Source organism: Mycolicibacter engbaekii (assembly GCF_002101585.1).
Lineage (GTDB): Bacteria > Actinomycetota > Actinomycetes > Mycobacteriales > Mycobacteriaceae > Mycobacterium > Mycobacterium engbaekii.
On sequence record NZ_LQOT01000024.1, the window covers coordinates 147819 to 171839 of the forward strand.

The following is a 24021-nucleotide window of genomic DNA, read 5'->3' on the forward strand; positions in this document are numbered from 1 at the left end:
CCGCATGCGTACGGCGGTGCTGCTGCTGGCGGTGACCGCGGTGGTCCTCGCGCTCGCGGGGTGCGCCGGGGTGCCCAGCAACTCGGCGCCGCAGGCCGTCGGCACGGTCGAGTCGCCGCCGCCGTCGGTGTTACCCAAGCCCACCCCGGGAATGGATCCCGATGTCCTGCTGCGGGAATTCCTCAAGGCGACTGCGGATCCGGCCAACCGGCACCGCGCGGCGCGGCAGTTCCTGACGCAGGAAGCATCCGACTCGTGGGACGACGCCGGTAGCGCGCTGCTGATCGACAACGTGGTGTTCGTCGAGACGCGCAGCGCCGGACGGGTGGCGGTCACCATGCGCGCCGACATCCTGGGGTCCCTGTCGGACATGGGGGTGTTCGAGACCGCCGAGGGGGCGCTGCCGGCCCCCGAGCCGATCGAACTGCTCAAGACGTCCGAGGGATGGCGCATCGACCGGTTGCCCAACGGAGTCTTCCTGGACTGGCAGCAGTTCCAGGCCACCTACAAGCGCAATACGCTCTACTTCGTCGACCCGACGGGCAAGACCGTGGTTCCCGACCCGCGCTACGTCGCGGTCTCCGACCCCGACCAGCTCGCAACCGAGTTGGTGTCCAAGCTGATCGCCGGCCCCCGTCCGGAGATGGCCGGGGTACGCAACCTGCTGTCGGCGCCGGTTCGGCTGCGCGGGCCGGTGACCCGCGCCGATGGCGGCAAAAGCGGGGTGGGCCGCGGCTATGGCGGGGCGAAGATCGACCTGGACAGCTTGTCGACCACCGACCCCAACACCAGAAAATTGCTTGCCGCGCAACTGATCTGGACGCTCAACCGGGCCGACATCAAGGGCCCCTATGTGATCGACGCCGACGGTGCGGCACTCGATGACAGGTTCCCCAGCGGGTGGACGACCTCGGACGTCGCCACCACCGACCCGGGCGCCTCCGACGGCGCCGGCGCCGGGATCCACGCTCTGGTGGGCGGATCGCTGCTGGTCCTCGACGGTCAGCAGGCCAACCGCGTTCCCGGGGCCTTCGGCCGGGAGCCCGATCAGGAGTCGGCCGCACTGTCGCGCAACGGGCGCCAGGTCGCATCGGTGGTGGTGCACCCCGGCGACCCGGAGTCCACGCTGTGGATCGGCGACCTCGGCGGCGAGGCCGTGCAGGCGGCGGAGGGCCACACCCTGTCGCGGCCGAGTTGGTCGCTGGACGAGGCGGTCTGGGTGGTGGTCGACGGCAACAACGTGCTGCGGGCCATCCAGGAGGTGGCCACCGGCCGGCCGGCCCGGATTCCGGTCGATTCGGGGGCGGTTTCGGCGCGGTTCCCCGGTCCGATCAGCGAGCTGCAACTGTCCCGGGACGGCACCCGGGCGGCCATGGTGATCGGCGGCCAGGTGATCCTGGCCGGCGTGGAGCAGATGCCGGGCGGCCAGTTCACCCTGCACTACCCCCGCAGGCTGGGCTTCGGGCTCGGTTCCTCGGCGGTATCGCTGAGCTGGCGCACCGGTGACGACATCGTGGTGAGTCGGTCGGATCCCAAACATCCGGTGTCCTACGTCAACATCGACGGGGTCAACTCCGATGCGCCCAGCGGCAATCTGCAGCCCCCGGTGTCCACCATCGTCGCCGACCCCTCGACGGTGTATGTGGCCGATCCCCGGGGCGTGCTGGCCCTGTCGTCGGCAGCGGCCGAGGGCGAGCAGAGCTGGTCGCCCATTGGGCCGTTCATGGTCAGTGGCGCGGTCCCGGTCCTGCCCGGTTAAGCCGCCCGCGGCGCCGCCATCCATCCCCACGTGTGAATTAGCTGTGCAAAAGCCGTGGAAATTGTCGGTTTCTGACGGTGTCACGGTGCCGAAACCGAGGCGCGCGTGGGGGAGATTCCGGCTCGTCGGCCTCCATGTAGGCCCCAGAGATGGGTCTCTTATCGCACGCCTGAAATAGCGCATCGGCAGTTCAGGTGCCAAACAATTGCGGCTCGGACGCGGGCGTTAATGCATTCACGATCGAACTAATGGCAATTGTCCGATATGGCGGGGGTCGCCCTGGCTCCAGCGCGGGAAGTCGGGTCCTATGCGCTGGAAGCGGCAGGGTTTGGCGGCCATGTTCTGGGGGGCATCGAAACGGCGGGTGGCCCCAAAAGGTGTCGAGGATCCATCGAATTTACAATTCACTCATTCCGCGACCCGCCGTGTTGGCGATGTAAAGAGACTTTACATCAGCACCATATAAAAATCACGGAATGATAACGAATCAATCACGGAGAAGTAACAATGACTAATTCGGCGTCAACCTAAGAATCGCCTGTGCCATACGCTGCCGAGATCCGAGTCGCCGACCAGGCCGGCCCCGACCTCAGGAGCGGATCATGCGACAGGCACTCCGTCCGTACATCACGACCGGCGTCGTGCTCTTCGGCGCCAGCGTCATCGCCGTCACACCGATCCAGCCGCTGCCCGTTGACGTCCAGGTGCGGGCCGTGACGCTGGCCGGGGACACGGCCAACATCATCGGGCCCTACCAGGACCTCTACGCCAACACCCTGGCCAACGTGCAAGCCATGAACCAGCAGTGGCTTGCCCAGCCGTTTCCGGTACTGCAACAGATCGTCACCAACTGGACAGGTTATCTGGAGCAGCTCAGCGCCGATCCGCAATCGATCGGTGGCGTGCTGGAGAACATCGCCAACAACGTGCAGCAGGTGAGCAGCCTTCTGGCGACCCTGCTCCCGGTGATCGGCGCCCAGATCCTGCCGCTGCCGGCGCCGATATCGGTCGACCTCTCGGTGCCGCTGGCCATGTTGATCGCCGGTCTGGGACCGACGGTGGCCACCCTCAACGAACTGAACGGAATCATCGGCACCATCCAGGCGGCCACCGATCCGCAGGACGTCCTCGCCGCGCTGCTGACCGCCCCGGCTCACCTGCTGAACGCCTACCTCAACGGCTCGGACAACCTCGATGTACTGGGCGTGAGCATCCCGGCGTTCAACGGGTTGCTGGTTCCCACGCAGACACTCGACACCCAGCTGCCCGTCGGAGAACTGCTGAACCAGCTGGATGGATTGCTCGGCGGCCTGGGCGCGGTGCTCAACGCCCTGGGTGGCGACGACATCGACCTGGGCGGAGTGCTCGACCATGTGCTGACCACCCCGCTACCGGGGCTGCTGGGCGACCTCGGGTTGGGCAGCATGACACTGGGCGGCCTGCTCGACGGTGTCGGCATGGGCGGTCTGGGCCTCGATCAGGTGCTGGGGACCATCGGGTTGGGGGACGTGACGCTGCCCGACATGCTGGGCGACCTGGGATTGGGGGGCCTGACGCTGGGCGGGCTGCTGGGTGGCGTGGGCCTGAACGGCGTGACACTGGGCGACCTGCTGGCCGACGTCGGCATGGGGGACATGACGTTGACGGGGCTGCTGGGTGGTGTGGGCCTGGGCGACACCACGTTGGCCGAACTCTTGAACGATGTCGGAGTGGGCGACACGCCACTGTCGGAGCTGCTGGCGGATGTGGGCCTGGGCGGCGCCGGGCTGGCCGGCCTGATGGAAGACCTGGGACTGGGCGGCCTGACGCTGGTCGGCTTATTGGAAGGCATCGGGCTGGGTGACCTCACGCTGCCCGCCCTACTCGGCGGCGCCGGGCTGGGGCATATGACCCTGCCCGGGCTGCTGGACGGCGTCGGGCTGGGCACCACCACCCTGGTCGGCTTGCTGGATGGGGTGGGGCTGGGTGGTCTGGACGTCGGGGCGCTGCTGGGCGCGGTCGGGTTGGGCGGGACCACGTTGCCCGACTTGATCGAGGACCTGGGGATGGGCGACACCACGCTGACCGGGCTGTTGGACGGTGTGGGGCTCGGTGAGATGACCCTGCCCGCGCTGCTCGGCGGCGCCGGGCTGGGGCATATGACCCTGCCCGGGTTTCTGACCGGCGTCGGGTTGGGTGACACCACGCTGGTCGGCTTGCTGGATGGGGTGGGGCTGGGTGGTCTGGACGTCGGGGCGCTGCTGGGCGCGGTCGGGTTGGGCGGGACCACGTTGCCCGACCTGGTCGACGACCTGGGAATGACCGACCTGACGCTGGGCAGCCTGCTGGCAGGTCTGGGCACCGCGGACCTGACACTGGGCGGCTTGGTGGACACGTTCGACCTGACCGGCCTGAGTGTGGGCGGCCTGGTCGGCGCCGTCGGTCTGGACAACCTGGACCTCAACGGACTGCTGACCGGCATCGGATTGGGCGCCACCACGCTGCCCGGCCTGATCGGCGACCTGGGGCTGACCGATCTGACCTTGGGCGGGCTGGTCAGCGGAATCGGGGCCGGCGGCACCACCCTGCCAGAACTCTTGGGCCACATGGACATGGGTGACATCACGCTGTCCGGCCTGGTCGGCTCCCTGCTGGGCACCACGACACTGCCGGGCATGCTGACCAGCCTCGGCCTGGGCGACCAAAGCCTGGGCGGCCTGCTGGGCGATCTGGGCCTGGGCGGGATGAGCCTGCACACGCTGTTCTACAACCTGAATATGAACGGCCTGGTCGTCAAGGACGTGCTGAACAACCTCGGGCTGGGCGACATCAGCATCGGCACCATGATCAACAGCATGGGGTTGGGCACCATGGGCCTGCACAGCCTGGTCAACAACCTCGGCATGGGCCAGCTGACCGTAGTGGATGTGTTGAACACGGTCGGGGTCGGGCAGCAGGGCCTGGGCGGTTTGCTGCACGACTTCAACGTCACCCTGGGCGTCGGGTCGCTGTTCAATCTCTTGGGGATCGACCTCGGGCTGATCAACGACGCCCTGGATGCAGTCAACCTGAACGGTGCCATCGATTCGACCGGGGTCACCGTCGGCGGTCTGCTGAACTTTTTCGGCCTGAACGTGACGCTGAACACCCTGTTGGGCAACATCGCCGCGCAGGGTGCCGGGGTGAGCCTGAACGGTGTCCTGCACGGGTTGGGGCTCTACAACCAGACGTTGCCCCTGATCCTGTTGAACCTGGGGTTGGGCAATTTCACTCTGGGCTGGACCGGATGGAACGGCCTGCTGCAGGTCTTGGGGCTGGAACACACGAGCGTCAACGGGCTGCTGAACGCGGTGGGCCTCGGCGACGACAACCTGGTCGGCCTGCTCAACAGCCTGGGCCTGGGCGTGAGCCTGCCGCAGCTGCTCGACAACCTGGGAATCGGAACCTTGTCACTCAACGACGTGGTCGGCAGCCTGACGTTGGGTGCCCTGAACCTCGACGGTCTGCTGGGCGCCCTGGGTATCGACGAGGTGAACCTGGCCAACCTGCTGCAAAGCCTGGTGGGCAACCTCACCTTGCCGGGTCTGGTCAACAACCTGGGGCTGGGTGAGATGACGCTGGGCGCCGTGGTGGGCAACCTGGCCACCGGCGAACTCACTCTGGGTACCTTGCTGGGCAACCTGAACCTGAGTGACCTGACACTGGGTGGGCTGCTGGAGGACCTGCAGCTAAGCAACCTCGGCCTCGGTTCTCTGCTCGGCGGGCTGAACTTGGGCGGCCTGACGCTCCCCGGCCTGTTGGAGGGGCTGGGCCTGGAGAACCTCACCCTGGGCGCCCTGCTCAGTGACTTGGGAACCGGCAACTTCACACTGTCGGGCCTGTTGACCAATCTGGGTCTGGGTGACGCGACGCTGCCGGGGTTGTTGACCGACGTGGGTCTGGGCGACGCCACGCTGTCGGCCCTGCTGGGCGGTTTGGGCATCGGCGGCTTTTTCCTGCCGGGTTTCCTGGAGAGCCTGGGGCTGGGCGATGTCACGCTCACGGGGGTGCTCGGCAACTTGGGCGTGGGAGATCTGACGCTGGGCGAGTTGCTCAGTGGTCTGGGAACCGGCAGCTTCACACTGTCGGGCCTGTTGACCAATCTGGGTCTGGGTGACGCGACGCTGCCGGGGTTGTTGACCGACGTGGGTCTGGGCGACGCCACGCTGTCGGCCCTGCTGGGCGGTTTGGGCATCGGCGGCTTTTTCCTGCCGGGCTTCCTGGAGAGCCTGGGGCTGGGCGATGTCACGCTCACGGGGGTGCTCGGCAACTTGGGCGTGGGAGATCTGACGCTGGGCGAGTTGCTCAGTGGTCTGGGAACCGGCAGCTTCACGCTTTCGGGGTTGTTGACCAATCTGGGTCTGGGTGACGCGACGCTGCCGGGGTTGTTGACCGATGTGGGTCTGGGCGACGCCACGCTGTCGGCCCTGCTGGGCGGTTTGGGCATCGGCGGGATGTTCGTGCCCGCTCTGTTGACCGATCTGGGCCTGGGCGATATGACCCTGCCCGGTCTGCTGGGCGGCCTGGGCGTGGGCGATCTGACGCTCGGTGAGCTGTTGACCAACCTGGGCACCGGCGGCTTCACCCTGCCGGGGCTGTTGGATGCGCTGGATCTGGCCGATGTCACATTGCCCGGGTTGCTGGCCGATCTGGGCATGGACGACCTGACGCTCGGTGGGCTGTTCGACGGCCTCGGGCTGGGCGGCCTGAACCTGCCCGCGTTGCTCGGCGACGTCGGGCTGGGGGAGATGACGCTGCCGGACCTGCTGGGCAGCGTGGGGCTGGGAAACATGACCCTGGGCGGTCTGCTCGGCGGCCTGGGCACCTGGGACCTGGGGCTGGGTGCGCTGCTGGGCGATCTGACCGACAACCTGAACCTGGACGGACTGTTGGACGGCCTGGGGCTGAGCGACTTCGACGCCTTCACACTCGACGGCGGGTGGTTCGGCGGGCTGATGCCCCTGCTGTTCAACGACCTGCCGCAACAGATCGCCGAGCTACTGGGCGCACCGGCTGCCGGCGCTGCCGATGCCACCGAATTCGCCTCGGGCGCAGCGGCCGACCTGTGGGCCGGCCTGCTCCCGGAGTTCGCCGGAGCCTTCTGAGTGCGGCGGGCGTCGCCCGCCCGCGACGCGGGCAGGGCCAGAAGTCCCGAGTCCACCGCCAAGCTGCGGGTCTTCATGCCCTGTTCGGAAGCCGGGGCCCCGGGGGATCGTGAACAGGCAGGTCCCGGTGCGCAGCGGGAATCGGGGTCCGGGGCCGCCGCGAAGGAAGGGGCCGGCCCGTGGATGAACTGCCCGTGCGTGATCCCGGCGCCGCGGTGGTCGGGGACCTGATCCGCACCGCCTTGTTGCTGGCCGCCCGCGCACCGTCGGTGCACAACTCCCAGCCGTGGCGCTGGCGCGTCGAGTCCACCCCGGCAGCGCCGCAGCTTCATCTGTTCGTCGAACCGGACCTGCACCTGCCCAGTGTCGACCCCGACGGCCGGGGAATGATTCTGAGCTGCGGTGCGGCCCTGCACCATTGTGTGGTCGCGTTCGCTGCGCTGGGGCAGCAGGTCAAGGTGCATCGGCTGCCCGACGCGCAACGCCCCGACCACCTGGCGGCGATCGAGCTGGTTGCCGGCGGTCTGCGACCGGGGGTCGCGCAAGTCGACGTCGCGCTGGCGGCGGCGATCCCGCGACGGCGCACGGATCGTCGTTGCTACAGCGGCTGGCCGGTGGCTGCCGCCGACATCGCCTTGATGGGGGCACGTGCGGCCCGGTCGGGCGTGATGCTGCGCCGGGTCGACGCCCTGGATCGGCTGAACGCGGTGGTCGCCCGCGCGGTGTTCGAGCATCGCACCAACTATGAGTACGTCGCCGAACTGGCGACCTGGAGTGGGCGCTACGGATCGGTGGCGGGGGTTCCGGCGCGCAGCGTCCCGGTGCCCGATACCGACGCCCCGATCCCCGGCCGGTTCTTCGCCGGTCCGGCACTGGCGCAGCCGCCCGGCGCGGAGGCGGCCGAAGATCGCGCCGTGATGCTGGCGCTGGGCACCGAGGCCGACGATCGGCTGGCGCAGCTGCGCGCCGGTGAGGCCACCAGCGTGGTCCTGCTGACCGCGACGGCGCTGGGGCTGGCCAGCTGCCCGGTCACCGAACCGCTGGAGATCGCCGAAACCCGGGCCGCGGTGCGCCGAGACGTGTTCGGAACCAGTGGCTACCCGCAGATGCTGCTGCGGGTGGGCTGGGCTCCGATCAACGCCGATCCACTGCCGGCCACCCCGCGGCGGAGCCTGAACGACACGGTGCAATGGCAGCCCCCGCCGGAAGCGGGCCTGCCGCGCGACTGACTAGAGCAGCGGCGCCGACCAGTGCAGGACGGTTCCGCCGCACTCGGCCGACTCGATACCGAAGGTCCCGCCGGCCTGATCGGCGCGGCACTGCAGGTTGTTCAAGCCGCTGCGGGTGGTCACCTCCGGCAGCCCGCGGCCGTTGTCGGTCACCTCGATGCTCAGGTCGTCTTCGACCTTGATCTGCACGGTCACAGTGGTCGCGCCGGAATGCCGGACCGCGTTGCTGACCGCCTCGGAGACCACCGCTTCGGCGTGATCGGCCAGGCCGGGTTCGACCACCGACAACGGGCCGACGAACGAAACGCTGGTGTGCAGTCCCGATCCGGAGAACTGGGCCACCGCGTTGTCCAGCCGCTGCCGCAGCGGCCGGGCTGCCGACGCGACGCCGTGCAGGTCGAAGATCGTGGTACGGATCTCGCCGATGATCCCCTGCAGGTCGTCGACCGCGTCGGAGAGCCGGCGCTGCACCGCGGCCTCCCCGCTGCGAGCCACGGCGCCCTGCAACGACAAGCCGACGGCAAACAGCCGTTGGATGACATGGTCGTGCAGGTCGCGGGCGATCCGGTCCCGGTCGGTGACCACGTCGAGTTCGTGCATGCGGCGCTGCGTCGTCGCCAGTTGCCAGGCCAACGCGGCCTGGTCGGCGAACGCTGCCATCATCTCGAGTTGCTCGATGCTGAACGGGGCGGTGGTGCTGTGCCGCATCACCACAACCACGCCGGCCACCGCGTCGGTGGCGCGCAGCGGCAGGATCAGAGCCGGCCCGGCCGTATCGACACCGGTCAGCCTCAAACGGTCGACCCGGTGTGGCTCCCGCTTCGAGTAGGCCTCGCCGACCGGCGAGCCGGCCACCGGGATGGCTTCCCCGGACAGCGATTCCACTGCGGTGCCCACGGTTTCGACCACCAGGAGCTGGTCGACGCCGGCGTCGGGGGCATCGGTGTCCAGCGGGATGGCCACCAACGCCGACTGGGCACCGGTGAGTTTTGTCGCCTCCTGGGCGATGAGCCGGAAGACCGTGGTGGGGTCGGTGCCGGACAGCAGTTCGGTGGCGATGTCGCGGGTGGATTCGATCCAGGACTGCCGCGCTTTGGCCTGGGCGTACAACCGGGCGTTGGCAATCGCGATTCCGGCGGCGGCGGCCAGCGCCTGCACCAGCACTTCGTCGTCTTCGCTGAACGGCTGCCCGTCGGCCTTCTCGGTGAGGTACAGGTTGCCGACGACCTCATCGCGCACGCCCACCGGCACGCCGAGGAACGTCCGCATCAGCGGATGGTGGGGCGGAAACCCGATCGACGCAGGATGTTGTGAGAGGTCGTCCAGGCGCAGGGTCTGGGGTTCGTCGATCAGCAGACCGACCACCCCCACCTGCGCAGGCAATCGACCGATCTTGGTGAACGTTTCGTCGTCGATACCCTCGTAGACGAACTGCTGCATCCGGCGGTCGCGGTCGTGCACCTCCAGCGCCCCGTACCTGGCGTCGACGAGGTTGGTGGCGGTCTGCACGATGGTCCGCAGGGTTTGGTCGAGTTCCAGCCCCGAGGTGACCGCCAGCATCGCTGCCAGCAGTCCGTCGAGGCGGTCGCGTCCCTGCGCGATCTGCTGGACCCGGTCGTGCACGCCGACCAGCAATTCGGGCAACTGCAAATGAGATATTTTGTCGTGCAGGGGGTTCGAGCCATACGCGGGCGCGGGATCAGCCATTGCGCGCGCGCTCCAGCTTGGTGGCGAACACGGCGGCCTGCGTGCGGCGCTCCATGCCCAGCTTGGTCAACAGCCGGGACACATAGTTCTTGACGGTCTTCTCCGCCAGAAACATCCGGTCGGCGATCTGCTTGTTGGTCAACCCCTCCGCGAGCAGGCTCAGCAGCGTCCGCTCCTGCTCGGACAGGCCCGAGAGCGGGTCGGGTTTCGCCGCGGCACCCCGAAGCTTGGCCATCAGGGCGGCCGCGGCCCGGTTGTCCAGCAGCGACCGGCCGGCGCCGACTTCCTTGACCGCGCGGGCCAACTCCATGCCCTTGATGTCTTTGACGATGAAGCCGCTGGCGCCGGCCAGGATGGCGTCGAGCATCGCCTCGTCGGAGGTGAAGGACGTCAGGATCAGGCACCGCAGCTCGGGCATCTGCGACAGCAGGTCGCGGCACAGTTCGATGCCGTTGCCGTCCGGTAGCCGCACGTCGAGCACCGCGACGTCCGGGCACAACCCGGGGATGCGGGCGAGCGCTTCGGCCACCGAACCGGCCTCGCCGACCACGTCCAGTTCGGGATCGGCACCGAGCAGGTCGATCAGTCCGCGCCGTACCACCTCGTGATCGTCTACCAGAAAGACTCTGACCACATCGCGTCCTCTCGCCCGAAGCCGCCGTCGCGGCACGCGCAGCCACAAACCACGCTAGCGGCGGCACCCGCGGATACCCAGGGTACAAAGCCCCGATCCGTCGGCTGCCCTCTTCTGGCTGCGTGAACTACGCTTCATGCGCGTCGGCCCACATACGAGGAGATCCCAGTGGACAGGTCTGCCCTCAACGCGTTGTTCGACCTCACCGGACGCACCGCCATCGTGACGGGCGGGACCCGCGGCATCGGTCTTGCGCTGGCGCACGGCCTGGCCGCGGCCGGCGCCAATGTGGTGGTGGCCAGCCGCAAGAGCGAAGCGTGCGAACGTGCCGCCGAGCAACTGCGGCAGGCCGGTGCCGAGGCCATCGGGGTGCCCACCCACCTCGGCGACGTCGATGCGATCGCACGTCTGGTCGATGCCACCGTCGAGCGGTTCGGCGGGGTGGACATCGTGATCAACAACGCCGCCAATGCGCTCGCGCTGCCGTTGGGCGAGATCACCCCGGAGGCATTGAGCAAGTCATTCGCGGTCAACCTGCAAGGGCCGGTGTTTCTGGTTCAGGCGGCGCTGCCGCATCTTCGCAAGAGCGAGCACGCCGCAGTCGTGAACGTGGTGTCGGCAGGCGCCTTCGTCTACTCGCCGGCCACCTCGATGTACTCGGCCGCCAAGGCCGCACTCGTGTCCTTCACCCGCTCGATGGCGGCCGAGCTCGCCTCGTCGCGGATCCGGGTCAACGCGATCGCCCCCGGCCCGGTCGACACGGATATGGTGCGCAACAACCCGCCGGAGTTCATCGCAGCGCTGCGCGATTCGACCCTGCTGCGGCGCATTGCCGATCCCGATGAAATGGTCGGTCCGGTCATGCTTCTGGTCTCCGATGCCGGCAGCTATATCACCGGTCAGACGATCCACGCCGACGGCGGGATGGTGGCTCGCTAAGCCGGCGGAGGTCTGCGGCCCTCGTGATTGGGCTGTGACGGGGCCCGCAGGTCGCGCTGGTGATCCGCACTGCGGGAGTGCAGGAACGGGGTGATGATGTCCACCGGGAGTGGAAAGACCACCGTGGAGTTCTGGTCGGCGCCCAGCTCCAAAAGGGTTTGCAGATAACGCAATTGCAGCGATGCTGGATTCTGGGACAGCCTCTCGGCGGCCTGGCTCAGTTCTTCGGAGGCCTGGAGCTCGCCGCGGGCGTTGATCACCTTCGCGCGGCGTTCGCGCTCAGCCTCGGCCTCGCGGGCCATCGCCCGTTGCATCGACTCGGGGATCTCCACGTCCTTGATCTCGACCACCCGTACCTGCACTCCCCACGGCTCGGTCTGTTTGTCGATGATCGTGCGCAGGTCGGCGTTGAGATCGTCGCGGTGCGCCAGCAAGGTGTCCAGGTCCGCTCGGCCCAACAACGAGCGCAGTGTGGTCTGAGCGATCTGGGAGGTGGCCACGGCGTAGTTCTCCACTTCCATGATCGCCTTGAGCGGGTCGGTGACCTGAAACATCACCACGGCATTCACCCGCGCCGGAACATTGTCGCGGGTTATCACCTCCTGTGGCGGAATGGTCAGCGTCACCACGCGCTGGTCTACCCGAATCATTTTGTCCACCAGCGGGATGAGGAACTTCAGTCCCGGCTGGTACAGGGGCCGGGCATGACCCATTCGGAACACCACGCCGCGTTCGTACTCCCGCACCACGTTCAGCGCGAAAAATGCCAGCACGGTCACCGCCACGACGCCCAGCACCAGCGCGGTGATCACTCCTTCGCTCATTTCACCGGCCGTTTCGCCGACGCCGGGGCGGAGAAGCCGCCCCACCGGGTGGAGTATCGGTCGATCGCGGCCTCGACCTTCGCCGCCGTCAGTGCCTGATCGGCCCCCGTTGGGTCGCCGGGCGCGTTGCTGGGCGTGTTCCACAGATGGCGCACCAGGGGAAAGCCGCCGGCCGCCACCACCGCGACCGCGGCGGTGAGCACCAGAACGTCGGCGGCGGAATGGTTCACAATCAGCGTCGCCAACGGCAGAATGATGCCGAAACCGGCTACCGCACAAGCGATGCCCCGGTGGAAGCGGCCGGTTTCCGAATGCGGCCAGGGGTCGACGGCTCGGCTGATCTCCCTGCCGTGGGGTGAGGTGGTGCACGTGTGTTTGACCGGACAGGCGTTGCAGATCGACGGCGTCGCGCGGTACCGCATCACGCGATTGTCGGGGTCGAACGTGGTGGGCCACAGCCACTGATCCTCGGGACATTTCCACGCGTCGTGGTCTTGGTGGTAGACGAACTTGCCGGTGCGCCACTGTGCCGCCCGGTCGGAGGTCCGCTGGGCCAACCGGTCGAAGCCCCAGGCGAAGGACAGCAGCAGCAGCGCGTAGCCGGCCACCAGCCACACCCAGGCCGCCGGCCCCGTCACGGCCGGCCCTTGCCGGTGGGCGTGGCGTCCGCGGTGACCTCGGTGTAGAGCGGATGGTCCGGCAACTCGTCAACCGTGTCCCCGGAGCGGAAGTTGCGCAGCGCAATCCAGGCGATCCAGACGAAGGGCACCACGCCGGCCCCGATCAGGATCGCATCACCGGGCAGGCGCATCCATTCCAGCAGGGTGTTGCCGGGCTGGGTGAGGTAACCCAGGGAGCGGGCCTCGAAGTACCCGGCGTTGACGGAATGGAACAGCTGCAGCACGCCCAGCGGCAGCAGGGTCACGAACACCATCCACACCAGGCCGATGTTCATGCCCCAGAAGGAGAGCCGGGCCAGCTTGTTCGGCCACTTGTCGGCCGGGATCACGTAGCGGAACGCGAACATCGCCAGCGCCACCGCGAGCATGCCGTACACCCCGAACATCGCGGCGTGGGCGTGGTTGGCGGTCAGCGCGGTGCCGATCTCGTAGTAGGACACCACCGGCAGGTTGACCAGGAACCCGAAGATGCCCGCGCCCAGGAAGTTCCAGAACCCGACGGCGACCAGGAACATCACCGCCCAGCGCGCCGGGAAGTTGTTCTGCTCACCGGCTTCCTGGCGTGCACCCAGCTGCAGGAACGCCCAGGCCTCCACGGTCAGGAAGGTCAGCGGGATGACTTCGGCCGCCGAGAAGAACGCGCCCAGCGCCATGTGCTCCACCGGTGTGCCGGAGAAGTACAGGTGGTGCATGGTGCCGATCACTCCGCCGGCCGAGTACAAGATGATGTCGAGGAAGATGACCAGCAATGCGACCCGCTCGCGGACCACTCCGAGCAGGACGAACATGTAGGCCACCATCGCGGTGGTGAACAGCTCCAGGAAGTCCTCCACCCACAGGTGCACCATCCAGAACCGCCAGAAGTCGGCCACCGAGAAATGTGCTTCGCTGCCGGCCAGCAGGCTGGCCGCGTAGAACGTCGGGATGGCCAGGCCGGTGAAGAAGAACATCCAGGGCAGGTTCATCTTCGAGGTGGTAGCCAGCTTCGAGCGCATCCCGCGCCAGATGATGACGATCCACCAGAACAGGCAGACGATCAGCAGCACCTGGAACACGCGCGGCAGGTCCAGAAACTCCCACTGCTGCGATACCGGCGTGCCCGGCTTGATCACACCGAAGATCGACAGCGCCTCGAAGGTCAGCGAGCCGAACACCACCACTGCCAGCCCCCCGAGCAGCCCGTAGACCAGGAGTGACTGCTTGCCGGGTTCGCGGCGGGTGATGAAGGGCACCAGGAAGATTCCGCCGGCCAAAAACGCCGCCGCGGTCCAGAACAGGGACAGTTGCAGGTGCCAGGTTCGGGCCAGGTTGTAGGGCAGGATCTTGGCGAGGTCGATCCCGTAGAACTCCGAGAGATCCGCGCGATAGTGCTCGACGGCGCCGCCGAGCACGACCTGGGCCAGGAACAGCACCGCCACCACGGCGAAGATCCAGATCGCCGCGCGCTGCGAGCGGGTCAGCGGCACCTCGCCCGGCTGACGGAAGTGCAGCTTGGTCGACTCGGTGCCGTGCCAGCCGATGTCCTGGCTCCAGCGGCCGTAGACGGTGAACATGACCCCGATGCCGCCCAGCAGCATGATCAGCGACAACACCGACCACACCACGACCGAGCCGGTGGGGCCGTTGTCCACGCGCGGCTCGGCGGGCCAGTTGTTGGTGTAGCTGTAGCTGTGGCCGGGCCGCTCGGCGGCGGCCGCCCACGCGGTCCAGGCGAAGAAAGCGGTCAGGTCCCGGATCTCCCCGGAGTCGGTGATCAGGTGGGGCAGCAGGCCGTATTTGGTGGAGGCCTCGCCGAAGTAGTCGGCGTAGTGCTGCTGGATCTTCTCGAACGCCTTGACCTGCTTGTCGGTGAACACCAGGGTCTTGGTGTCGGCGTCGTAGCGGTTGGTCCTGAACTCGGCGACCACGTCGTCGTGTGGGTTTGCCACGCCCTGCGCCCGGAACTGCTCGGCCACGTCTTCGGTGGCCAGCCGCAGATACTCGGCGGTGTAGTCGGGTCCCAGGTAGGCGCCGTGACCCAGCACCGATCCGTACTGCATGAGGCCACGGGCCTGATACAGCTGCTGGCCACGGGTGATGTCGGCTCCGGAGAACAGCTCTTGCCCGGACTCGGTGGTGACGCGCGCCGGCATCGGCATCGACGCGGTGTAGGTGCGGTAGGCCAGGATTCCCATCACCAGGAAACCGAAGATCATGACCAGGGCCACGCCCTGTGCCCACCCCTTGCCGACCAGCGCCGCGCTGCGGCCGGAACCGCTGGTGGGGGCGCCTGACTCCGTCGCATCGGTGCTCATGACGGGACGCTAACAGTATCGAGGACGAATGTTCTCGAAACTGTTGGCGACCACCGGAATTTGGGGCCGGGCGTTAGTTTCTCTGTGGACCAAATACCCCTTGACGCCGCAGCAGCGCATACCTTAGTGGCGGTCCGCGACGCGGACCGGAAAGGACTCACACCATGCCCCGACTCCGCGAGATCCCGCGCTCCGAAGTGACCGACAAGCAGATTCTGTTCTTCTACGACCGGCTGTTCGGCGAGGGCGTCGACCCGGTGGAGCACACAGATCCCGAAGCGCCCACCGGCGGGCCCGGGGGCTACCGCACCATCCACGGCACGCCGGGGGACTGGTGGACGGTGTTCGCCCAGGCGCCCGCGGTGTTCTCCCACGCGGTGCGCGGATTCGCCCTGTATCGCAACGCCACGCTGGACCCACTGCTGCGCGAGCTCGGTCAGGCCCGTGCCGGCTATGGGCGCGGCAGCCAGTTCGTCTACTCCCAGCACTGCAAGCAGATGCGTTCCCTGGGCATGTCCGAGGAGAAGATCGCCGCCTTGCCGTCCTGGCAGGTCAGCGACGCCTTCACCGGGCTCGAGCGGGCGGTGCTGGCCTACACCGATGCCCTGGTCTATGACGGCGGACGGGTTTCCGACGAGATCTTCGCGGTGCTCAAGGCAAACCTCTCGGACCCCGAAATCCTGGAGTTGACCTACATCACCTGCATGTATGACATGCACTCCATCATCTGTCGCGCGTTGCGCCTGGAGTTCGACGATCGGCCCGAGCTGATCGAGGAGGTCCAGGTTCCCGAGGGCATGCACGTCGCGGACCTCTCGGCTGACCTGGCCGGACAGTGACGGCGGGTTGTCGGTAGCGCGGCGCAAGATCGGCGTGTGCTCGACGCGGTGCTTCCCCTGCAGTGCGGGGGCTGCGGTGCGCCCGGCGCCCGCTGGTGTGCCGCCTGCGCCGCCCAGCTGAGCGTCGGGCCGGCCCATCCCCGGGTGGTCGTCCCAAGGCTGGACCCGCAGGTGCCGGTGTTCGCTCTCGGCCGCTACGCCGGGGCCCGCCGGCAGGCCATCGTCGCGGTCAAGGAACGGGGGCGTAGCGACCTCGTCGCGCCGCTGGCATGCGTCCTGGGTGCAGCGCTGCAGCGGCTGCTGAGCTGGCAGTTGCTGGAGCTGCCGGTGACGATCGTTCCCGCGCCCACCCGCGCCGGCGCCGCCCGGCGGCGGGGAGGCGATCCGGTGACGCGGATCGCTGCGGCGGTGGCGGACCGCGAGTGCGGCATCACAGTGGCGCCGGTACTGCGAATGCGGGCGCTGACGCGCGACTCGGTCGGGTTGGGGGCCGGCGCCCGGGAACGCAACGTCGCCGGCCGGGTGGTGCTGCGCCGGCGGCGGCTGGCGGGCATCCGCGGCGCCGGCGATGTCGTGCTCGTCGACGACGTCGTCACCACGGGTGCCACGCTGGCCGAGTCGGTTCGGGTGCTGTGTCAAGCCCGTCTGCCGGTCGCGGCCGCACTTGTGATCGCGTCGGTATGAGATGGGTTCCAAATGGGTGTGCCAAACCAGTGGCACGTATCGGGCGGCATGGCTACGGTCGTCATCATGAGGTCCCCGGGACCGTAGAGCGGCATCAGTTCGTGGTCGAGACGACAGGAGAGTGTCGAGCATGGCAAATCAGTTTGTGGAAACCCGGCCGGCGTCCGCCGACGCCGACGAGCGGCCCGAGCAGTCGGGCGCGGAGATCGTGGTCAAGGGCCGCAACGTCGAGATTCCTGACCATTTCCGGGTTTACGTGTCGCAGAAGCTGGCCCGCCTGGAGCGGCTGGACCGCTCGATTCGCCTGTTTGACGTCGAGCTCAAACACGCCAACAACCGGCGCCAGCGAAAGTCCTGCCAGCGGATCGACATCACCGCGCACGGCCGTGGGCCGGTGGTTCGCGGGGAGGCCCGGGCCGACAGCTTCTACGCCGCCTTCGAGGCCGCGATCGACCGACTGGAGAGCCGGCTGCGTCGCGACAAGGGGCGGCGCAACGTCTCCTACGGAGACAAAACACCGGTGTCGGTGGCCGAGGCCACCGGGGTCGGCAATTTGGACCCGGCGTTCTTGGCGGGTGCCTTCGAGCGGGGCGGCACCGCCGAACCCGACCGCCGTGACGACAGCGAGGGCTACGGCCACGAGCCCGGCCGGATCGTGCGCACCAAGGAACACACCGCCACGCCCATGTCTGTCGACGACGCGCTCTACGAGATGGAGCTCGTCGGGCACGATTTCTTCCTGTTCCATGACAAGGAGACCGATCAGCCTTCGGTCGTCTACCGGCGGCATGCCTACGACTACGGGCTGATCCGCCTGGTCTGAGGGCAGGCCCTCGCACGCTGCGTTGGCGGCGCATTACCGCCCTCGGTGACGGTGTCACCTACCATGGGTGACGCTCGTAAATGCCGAAGACTGAGTAGGGGACATAGCCGTGCTGTCCAAGTTGCTGCGTTTTGGTGAAGGCCGCATGGTCAAACGGCTCAGAAAGGTCGCGGATTACATCGACACCCTCTCCGGCGACGTCGAGGCATTGACCGACGCGGAGCTGCGGGCCAAGACCGACGAGTTCCGCGCGCGCCACGAGGGCGGCGAGTCCCTCGACGACCTGCTGCCGGAGACCTTCGCGGTGGCCCGGGAGGCGGCCTGGCGGGTGCTGAGCCAGCGGCCCTTCCACGTCCAGCTGATGGGCGGCGCAGCGCTGCACTACGGCAACGTCGCCGAGATGAAGACCGGTGAGGGCAAGACCCTGACCTGTGTGCTTCCGGCGTACCTCAACGCGATCGCCGGCAAGGGCGTGCACGTCGTCACCGTCAACGACTACCTGGCCAAGCGCGACAGCGAGTGGATGGGCCGCGTGCACCGCTTCCTCGGCCTGGAGGTCGGGGTGATCTTGTCGCAGATGAGCCCCGAAGAGCGGCGCGTCGCCTACAACGCCGACGTCACCTACGGCACCAACAACGAGTTCGGCTTCGACTACCTGCGCGACAACATGGCGCACTCGCTGGACCAGCTGGTGCAGCGTTCGCACAACTTCGCGATCGTCGACGAGGTCGACTCCATCCTGATCGACGAGGCTCGGACCCCGCTGATCATCTCCGGGCCGGCCGACGGCAGCTCCCACTGGTACACCGAGTTCGCCCGGATCGTTCCGTTGATGGAGAAGGACGTCCACTACGAAGTCGACCTGCGCAAGCGCACCATCGGTGTGCACGAGGCCGGGGTCGAATTCGTCGAGGACCAGCTCGGCATCGAGAACCTCTACGAGGCCGCCAACTCCCCGCTGGTCAGCTACCTCAACAATGCCCTGAAGGCCAAGGAGCTGTTCAACCGCGACAAGGACTACATCGTCCGCAACGGTGAGGTCTTCATCGTCGACGAGTTCACCGGCCGTGTGCTGGTGGGCCGGCGCTACAACGAGGGGATGCACCAGGCCATCGAGGCCAAGGAGCGGGTGCAGATCAAGGCCGAGAACCAGACGCTGGCCACGATCACCCTGCAGAACTACTTCCGGCTCTACGACAAGCTCGCCGGCATGACCGGCACCGCCGAGACCGAGGCCGCCGAGCTGCACGAGATCTACAAGCTCGGCGTGGTGCCCATCCCCACCAACAAGCCGATGGCACGCATCGACCAGATCGACCTCATCTACAAGACCGAGGAGGCCAAGTTCCTCGCGGTCGTCGACGATGTCGCCGAACGCTACGAAAAGGGCCAGCCGGTGCTGATCGGCACCACGAGCGTCGAGCGCTCGGAGTACCTGTCCAAGCAGCTGACCAAGCGGCGGATCCCGCACAACGTGCTCAATGCCAAGCAGCATGAGCGCGAGGCGCACATCATCGCCGAGGCCGGCCGGCGCGGTGCGATCACGGTCGCCACCAACATGGCCGGCCGCGGCACCGACATCGTGCTCGGCGGCAACGTCGACTTCCTGGCCGACCAGCGGCTGCGCAGTCAGGGACTGGACCCGGTGGAGACGCCCGACGAGTACGAGGCGGCCTGGGACGGGGCGCTGCGTGAGATCAGGGACGAGGCCGCCGCCGAGGCCAAAGAGGTGATCGAGGCGGGCGGCCTGTACGTGCTGGGTACCGAGCGGCACGAGTCGCGGCGTATCGACAACCAGCTGCGCGGCCGGTCCGGACGGCAGGGCGACCCGGGCGAATCGCGGTTCTACCTGTCGCTCGGCGACGAGTTGATGAGACGGTTCAACGGTGCGGCGCTCGAATCACTGCTGACCCGGCTGAACCTGCCCGACGACGTGCCGATCGAGGCCAAGATGGTCACCCGGGCGATCAAGAGCGCCCAGACCCAGGTCGAGCAGCAGAACTTCGAGATCCGCAAGAACGTGCTCAAGTACGACGAGGTGATGAACCAGCAGCGCAAGGTCATCTACACCGAGCGCCGCCGCATCCTCGACGGGGAGAACCTGGCCGAGCAGGCCCACGACATGCTCGTCGACGTGATCACCGCCTACGTCGACGGTGCCACCGGCGAGGGCTACGCGGAGGACTGGGACCTCGAGCAGTTGTGGACGGCGCTCAAGACCCTCTACCCGGTGGGCATCGACTATCACGAACTGCTGCACGCCGACGACATCGGCGAAGCCGACGACCTGACGCGTGAAGAGCTGCTCGAGGCGCTGCTGGCCGACGCCGAGAACGCCTACGCCGCACGGGAGGCCCAGGTCGACGAGGCCGCCGGCCCCGGGGCCATGCGGCAGCTGGAACGCGGGGTGCTGCTCAGTGTTCTGGACCGCAAGTGGCGCGAACACCTCTACGAGATGGACTACCTCAAGGAGGGCATCGGTCTGCGGGCGATGGCGCAGCGCGATCCGCTGGTGGAATACCAGCGGGAGGGCTTCGACATGTTCCGCGGCATGCTCGACGGGCTCAAGGAGGAGTCGGTCGGCTTCCTGTTCAACGTCGCCGTCGAGGCGGTGCCGAAGCAGCCGGTGGCGCCGGTGGACGCTCCCGAAGGCCTGGCAGAGTTCGGGCTGCGTGCCAAGGGCATCGACGGCGCCAACGGAGCCGACGGCGCCAATGGCGCCGATGGTGCCGACGGAGCTGCGGGGCTGACCTATTCGGGGCCGGCCGAGGACGGTTCCGCGGAGGTGCGGCGCAGCGGCGACCTGCAGCCCGCGGGGGCCAATCCCCAGTCTCGCCGGGAGCGCCGGGAAGCGGCGCGCCGGGAGGCCCGGGGGTCGCGGTTGCCGAAGGTGCCGCGCAAGGGCTGAGGCACCGACTCGGCCTCACCCGATGTGCAGTGCGACGACCTGCCACGCGGTGTCGGTGCGGCTTCCGGGGACCGACTCCACGCGGCAGGCCAGCGCATGCGTGCGCCGTCCGCGCCGGTAGGTGCCGAAGACCTCCACGGCGCGAGCCACCTCACCCGAACCTGCCGGTTGCACACGCACCCGTACCAGGGTGGCCGGTTCGACCCGGCCCGCGGGTGCGGCCAGGCGCACCGCCAGCACGGCGTCGGCCAGTCCCGCGGCCAGCAGCCCAAACAGGTGTGCCGCGGGCCGGCGCCCGTCCAGTACCTCCAGGACGCGGCGCAGGGCGGCGTCGGCGAACATCGCCGCCGATCGCAACTGCGGCGGTAGCACCGTGCGAGCCGGACGTGCGGGACGAGTCCGGCCAGGATGCCCGTGGCGCACCCGGACGCACGCCGAGGGCACCGCTGAACGTCCGGGCCGAGCCGGTGGTGCCGGGCGGGCCGGTGGTTCGTAGTCGCCCAACGGCGCGACGGTCGGGCGCTGGGGCAGGCAGGGGTCGGCAGGCACGGCAACTCTCCACATTCGGTCCGGGCGGCGGGCCTGCTGGAGAGTGGCAGGGCGTGTGCGCCCGATCATCGCACAACGGCGGCACGCGCGTATTCGCGTGCGCCGCATCGGGCGGGCGGGCTACCGTGAGCGGCAGTGTATTTCTCCGATCCCCGGGGCTGGTTCAGCGCCCGGCCGGATCGATTCAGCAGGGAGGGCCGCGATGGTGAACCGGCTGTCGGCGTCGGAGGCCTCTTTCTACCGGCTGGAGAACACCACCACGCCGATGTACGTGCAGTCGCTGTTCATTCTGCGTAACCCGCGTGGCGGACTGGGCTACGACAAACTGCTGGAGACCATCGAGCAGCGGTTGCCGCAGATCCCGCGCTACCGGCAGACCATCCACGAAGTCACCCTGGGCCTGGCCCGCCCGGTGTGGGTCGACGACCACGAATTCGACATCACCTATCACGTAAGGCATCTGGCGGTACCGTCCCCCGGCAGCGATCGGCAGCTGCATGAGCTGATCGCGCGGCTGGGACAACAACCGCTGGACCGGGCCCGGCCGCTGTGGGCTGTCTACCTGATCGAAGGGCTGGCCGACAACCGGATCGCTGTCTACATCAAGTCGCACCAGGCGTTGGTCAACGGCATGGCGGCTCCGGCGATGGGGCATGTGCTGGTGGACCGCACTCAACGTCCGCCACCGTTCGACGAAGACATCTGGGTGCCACGCGACGAGCCCGGCGCCGTGGAACTGGTTCTCGGCGCGCTCGGGGACTGGGTGGCCGAGCCGCGCAGCCAGCTGCAGGCGGTGGGGACGACGGTGGGCGGTCCGCTGGCCTGGGCGGGCCGCAAGACCTTCGATGCGCTGCGGGCCATCGTCCGCGGCACCGCTCCGGAAAGCCCGCTCAACACCCAGGTTTCGCAGAACCGTCTGTTCACGGTGGCACGCGGCTCGCTGGAGGACTACCGAAAGGTCCGGGCTCGCTATGAGTGCGCCATCAACGACGTCGTGCTCGCCGTGATCACCGGAGCGCTGCGGAACTGGTTGCTGGCCCGTGGGGAGCCGGTCGGGCCGACGCGCACGGTTCGGGCCCTGGCGCCGTTGTCGGTGTACCCCGGCCACGAGATCGACTCCGCCGGCCAGCCCATCGGTGCCGTGACGCCTTTCCTAGTGGATCTTCCGGTGGGAGAACCCAATCCGGTAGTGCGGCTCTCCCAGATCGCTTATGCCACCGAATCGCATCCCACCTCGACCGGGCTGGTGGATGCCCGCACCATCCTGACGGTGGCGGGTTTTGCCCCACCGACCCTGCACGCGATGGGTGTGCGGGTCGCGACCGCCTATGCCGGGTTCTCCGGGCGGGTGTTCAATCTGCTGATCACCAATGCGCCGGGTTCGCAACGACAGCTCTATGTGTGCGGCGCCAAGTTGCTCGAGACCTACAGCGTGCCGCCGCTGCTGCCGAACAAGGCCCTGGCGATCGGGGTGACGTCCTACAACGGCACGCTGTACTTCGGTGTCAATGCCGACCGCAAGGCGATGAGCGATGTCGGCATGGTCTCGGCCCTGCTGGACGAGTCCTTGGCCGAACTGTTGGAGTCAGCACAGTGAGCGACGACGAATTTGCCTCCGCCTCAAGGCGGCTCGCCGACGATGTGTACGAGAAAGAACTGCTGCGCCTGCAGAGCGAGTTCGTCAAACTCCAGGAATGGGTTCGCGCAACCGGCACCCGGGTGGTGGTGATCTTCGAAGGCCGTGACGCCGCCGGCAAGGGCGGCGTCATCAAGCGCATCACCGAATACCTGAGCCCACGCACGGTGCGCATCGCCGCCCTTCCGGCACCTACCGAGCGGGAACGGGGCCAGTGGTATTTCCAGCGCTACGTCGCACACCTGCCGGCCAGCGGTGAGATCACGCTCTTCGACCGGTCCTGGTACAACCGGGCCGGGGTGGAGAAGGTGATGGGCTTTTGTACCGCCGATGAGCATGCGCGCTTCCTCAAGCAGGTGCCGGTGTTCGAGCAGCTGCTGATCGACGACGGAATCCTCTTGCGCAAGTACTGGTTTTCGGTTTCTCAGGCCGAGCAGTTGCGCCGGTTCCGTAAGCGTCGCAACGATCCGCTGCGGCAGTGGAAGCTCTCGCCGATGGATCTGGAGGCACTGCACCGCTGGGAGGACTATTCGCGGGCCCGCGACGAGATGATGGCCCACACCGATACGGCGTCAAGCCCCTGGTACGTGGTCGAGTCCGAGGTGAAGGCCCATGCCCGGCTCAACATGATGGCGCACCTGCTGCGGTCGATTCCGTATCGGGAGGTGGAGCGCCAGCGCGTGGACTTGCCGAAAAAGCCGGTCGTCACCGGCTTTTACCAGCGTCCCGACCGCAGCCACTATCGGTACGTCGAGGACTACGCCGCCACCCTGCTCGACGACTCGTGAGGAACGGCGCGTGACCCGCTCAGAGCCGGACGAGGGTGAACGGATAGCTGAAGCTACCCGCCGGCGCCCCATCGCAGCCGGTGGCAAACGACGACGTCAGCGTCCCCTGCAACGTGTTCGCATCCCAGGAGTACACATCGTGGGTCGCGATGACCGGACCGTAGTAGATGTTGCCGCACCGTAGCCCATCGGGAACGTCGACGGCCAGGGTGTAACGGCCGTCGGAGATACGCGCGTCGCCGGAGTATTCGAACGCCTTGGCCACCGGCATGGGTATCGCGCTGATGTGCACGCAGTCGGTCCGACCGCTGATACATCGAGACACGGCCCAGGTCCACGTGTGGAAGTCGTTGCGCTCCGGGATAACCAGTTGGTAGTTGGCGAAGAACGGCTCGGCGTGGCTCAGCGGTGCCGCGATCAGCAAAGGGATCATCAGCGCTGAAAGGGCACCGAAGAGGCGCGCAGTCTTCACCTGAATCCTCCATCGCAGGTCTTGGGGGATACGTTCCCGCCCGACCAGCCTCGGCGCCGCGACGCTTCCCGGTAGGTGGGACATCGTGTGTCGGCGGACACCTTCGGCTGTCAACGTGTCCTGTGGCCGCCGC

The 24021-nt window shown here is 67.8% G+C and carries 17 protein-coding genes; 10 read left to right on the forward strand and 7 right to left on the reverse strand.

Annotated elements, in window-relative coordinates:
- Nucleotides 1-4 precede the first annotated feature (4 nt).
- The 3 genes from lpqB to AWC02_RS06860 all read left to right on the forward strand — a co-directional run bounded on the left by lpqB (nt 5) and on the right by AWC02_RS06860 (nt 8111).
- Nucleotides 5-1759: an MtrAB system accessory lipoprotein LpqB gene (lpqB, locus tag AWC02_RS06850; RefSeq protein ID WP_419179213.1), complete on the forward strand. Its 1755-nt coding sequence runs from the start codon at nt 5-7 to the stop codon at nt 1757-1759.
- Nucleotides 1760-2361: 602 nt separating this feature from the next.
- Nucleotides 2362-6882: a beta strand repeat-containing protein gene (locus AWC02_RS06855; protein ID WP_085128021.1), complete on the forward strand. Its 4521-nt coding sequence runs from the start codon at nt 2362-2364 to the stop codon at nt 6880-6882.
- Nucleotides 6883-7070: 188 nt separating this feature from the next.
- Complete coding sequence (locus AWC02_RS06860) at nt 7071-8111, forward strand: Acg family FMN-binding oxidoreductase (RefSeq protein ID WP_237160356.1); 1041 nt, start codon at nt 7071-7073, stop codon at nt 8109-8111.
- On the opposite strand, the gene AWC02_RS06865 is transcribed toward AWC02_RS06860, so the two are convergent.
- Both AWC02_RS06865 and dosR read right to left on the reverse strand, forming a co-directional pair.
- Nucleotides 8112-9818, reverse strand: coding sequence for a GAF domain-containing sensor histidine kinase (locus AWC02_RS06865; protein WP_085128023.1), 1707 nt, complete (start codon nt 9816-9818; stop codon nt 8112-8114). It abuts the gene before it with no gap.
- Nucleotides 9811-10452: a hypoxia response regulator transcription factor DosR/DevR gene (gene dosR, locus AWC02_RS06870; protein ID WP_085128024.1), complete on the reverse strand. Its 642-nt coding sequence runs from the start codon at nt 10450-10452 to the stop codon at nt 9811-9813. The genes AWC02_RS06865 and dosR overlap by 8 nt, the downstream gene beginning before the upstream one ends.
- Nucleotides 10453-10620: 168 nt before the next feature.
- On the opposite strand from dosR, the gene AWC02_RS06875 reads away from it, so the two are divergent.
- Nucleotides 10621-11391 carry an SDR family NAD(P)-dependent oxidoreductase gene (locus AWC02_RS06875; protein ID WP_085128025.1) on the forward strand — a complete coding sequence of 257 codons (771 nt, stop codon included), beginning with the start codon at nt 10621-10623 and terminating at the stop codon, nt 11389-11391.
- On the opposite strand, the gene AWC02_RS06880 is transcribed toward AWC02_RS06875, so the two are convergent.
- From AWC02_RS06880 to AWC02_RS06890, 3 genes are read right to left on the reverse strand one after another with little or no spacing between them, the layout of a single operon-like run.
- Nucleotides 11388-12215: a slipin family protein gene (locus tag AWC02_RS06880; RefSeq protein ID WP_085128089.1), complete on the reverse strand. Its 828-nt coding sequence runs from the start codon at nt 12213-12215 to the stop codon at nt 11388-11390. The genes AWC02_RS06875 and AWC02_RS06880 overlap by 4 nt on opposite strands.
- Nucleotides 12212-12853 carry a hypothetical protein gene (locus AWC02_RS06885; RefSeq protein WP_085128026.1) on the reverse strand — a complete coding sequence of 214 codons (642 nt, stop codon included), beginning with the start codon at nt 12851-12853 and terminating at the stop codon, nt 12212-12214. Before AWC02_RS06885 ends, AWC02_RS06880 begins: the two co-directional genes overlap by 4 nt.
- Nucleotides 12850-15189: a nitric-oxide reductase large subunit gene (locus AWC02_RS06890; protein ID WP_085128027.1), complete on the reverse strand. Its 2340-nt coding sequence runs from the start codon at nt 15187-15189 to the stop codon at nt 12850-12852. The genes AWC02_RS06885 and AWC02_RS06890 overlap by 4 nt, the downstream gene beginning before the upstream one ends.
- Before the next feature lie 164 nt (nt 15190-15353).
- Between AWC02_RS06890 and AWC02_RS06895 the strand changes: the two genes are divergently transcribed.
- From AWC02_RS06895 to secA, 4 genes are all read left to right on the forward strand, one after another.
- Complete coding sequence (locus AWC02_RS06895; RefSeq protein ID WP_085128028.1) at nt 15354-16028, forward strand: carboxymuconolactone decarboxylase family protein; 675 nt, start codon at nt 15354-15356, stop codon at nt 16026-16028.
- Nucleotides 16029-16064: 36 nt separating this feature from the next.
- Nucleotides 16065-16712, forward strand: coding sequence for a ComF family protein (locus AWC02_RS06900; RefSeq protein WP_085128029.1), 648 nt, complete (start codon nt 16065-16067; stop codon nt 16710-16712).
- Nucleotides 16713-16842: 130 nt separating this feature from the next.
- Nucleotides 16843-17535, forward strand: coding sequence for a ribosome hibernation-promoting factor, HPF/YfiA family (hpf, locus tag AWC02_RS06905; RefSeq protein WP_085128030.1), 693 nt, complete (start codon nt 16843-16845; stop codon nt 17533-17535).
- 109 nt (nt 17536-17644) lie between these two features.
- Nucleotides 17645-20443: a preprotein translocase subunit SecA gene (secA, locus tag AWC02_RS06910; protein WP_085128031.1), complete on the forward strand. Its 2799-nt coding sequence runs from the start codon at nt 17645-17647 to the stop codon at nt 20441-20443.
- 15 nt (nt 20444-20458) lie between these two features.
- Here secA and AWC02_RS22480 read toward each other — a convergent pair whose 3' ends face one another.
- The gene (locus AWC02_RS22480; RefSeq protein WP_237160349.1) at nt 20459-20992 is read right to left on the reverse strand and encodes an Rv3235 family protein; all 534 of its coding nucleotides are present in this window, start codon (nt 20990-20992) and stop codon (nt 20459-20461) included.
- A gap of 202 nt (nt 20993-21194) precedes the next feature.
- Here AWC02_RS22480 and AWC02_RS06920 point away from each other — a divergent pair, with 202 nt between their 5' ends.
- Together AWC02_RS06920 and ppk2 are read left to right on the forward strand one after the other, a co-directional pair.
- Entirely contained in the window at nt 21195-22589 is a 1395-nt protein-coding gene (locus AWC02_RS06920) for a WS/DGAT/MGAT family O-acyltransferase (protein ID WP_085128033.1), read from the forward strand.
- Nucleotides 22586-23416 (forward strand): polyphosphate kinase 2, encoded by an 831-nt coding sequence (gene ppk2 / locus AWC02_RS06925; protein WP_085128034.1) that lies wholly within the window; start codon nt 22586-22588, stop codon nt 23414-23416. The genes AWC02_RS06920 and ppk2 overlap by 4 nt, the downstream gene beginning before the upstream one ends.
- Before the next feature lie 19 nt (nt 23417-23435).
- Here ppk2 and AWC02_RS06930 read toward each other — a convergent pair whose 3' ends face one another.
- Entirely contained in the window at nt 23436-23849 is a 414-nt protein-coding gene (locus AWC02_RS06930; RefSeq protein WP_085128035.1) for a hypothetical protein, read from the reverse strand.
- Nucleotides 23850-24021 lie beyond the last annotated feature (172 nt).

Coding starts and splice junctions, on each gene's coding strand:
- lpqB (WP_419179213.1), top strand. CDS start 5: ATGCGTACGGCGGTGCTGCTGCTGGCGGTGACCGCGGTGGTCCTCGCG.
- AWC02_RS06855 (WP_085128021.1), top strand. CDS start 2,362: ATGCGACAGGCACTCCGTCCGTACATCACGACCGGCGTCGTGCTCTTC.
- AWC02_RS06865 (WP_085128023.1), bottom strand. CDS start 9,818: ATGGCTGATCCCGCGCCCGCGTATGGCTCGAACCCCCTGCACGACAAA.
- AWC02_RS06880 (WP_085128089.1), bottom strand. CDS start 12,215: ATGAGCGAAGGAGTGATCACCGCGCTGGTGCTGGGCGTCGTGGCGGTG.
- AWC02_RS06890 (WP_085128027.1), bottom strand. CDS start 15,189: ATGAGCACCGATGCGACGGAGTCAGGCGCCCCCACCAGCGGTTCCGGC.
- AWC02_RS06895 (WP_085128028.1), top strand. CDS start 15,354: ATGCCCCGACTCCGCGAGATCCCGCGCTCCGAAGTGACCGACAAGCAG.
- hpf (WP_085128030.1), top strand. CDS start 16,843: ATGGCAAATCAGTTTGTGGAAACCCGGCCGGCGTCCGCCGACGCCGAC.
- AWC02_RS06920 (WP_085128033.1), top strand. CDS start 21,195: ATGGTGAACCGGCTGTCGGCGTCGGAGGCCTCTTTCTACCGGCTGGAG.
- AWC02_RS06930 (WP_085128035.1), bottom strand. CDS start 23,849: ATGATCCCTTTGCTGATCGCGGCACCGCTGAGCCACGCCGAGCCGTTC.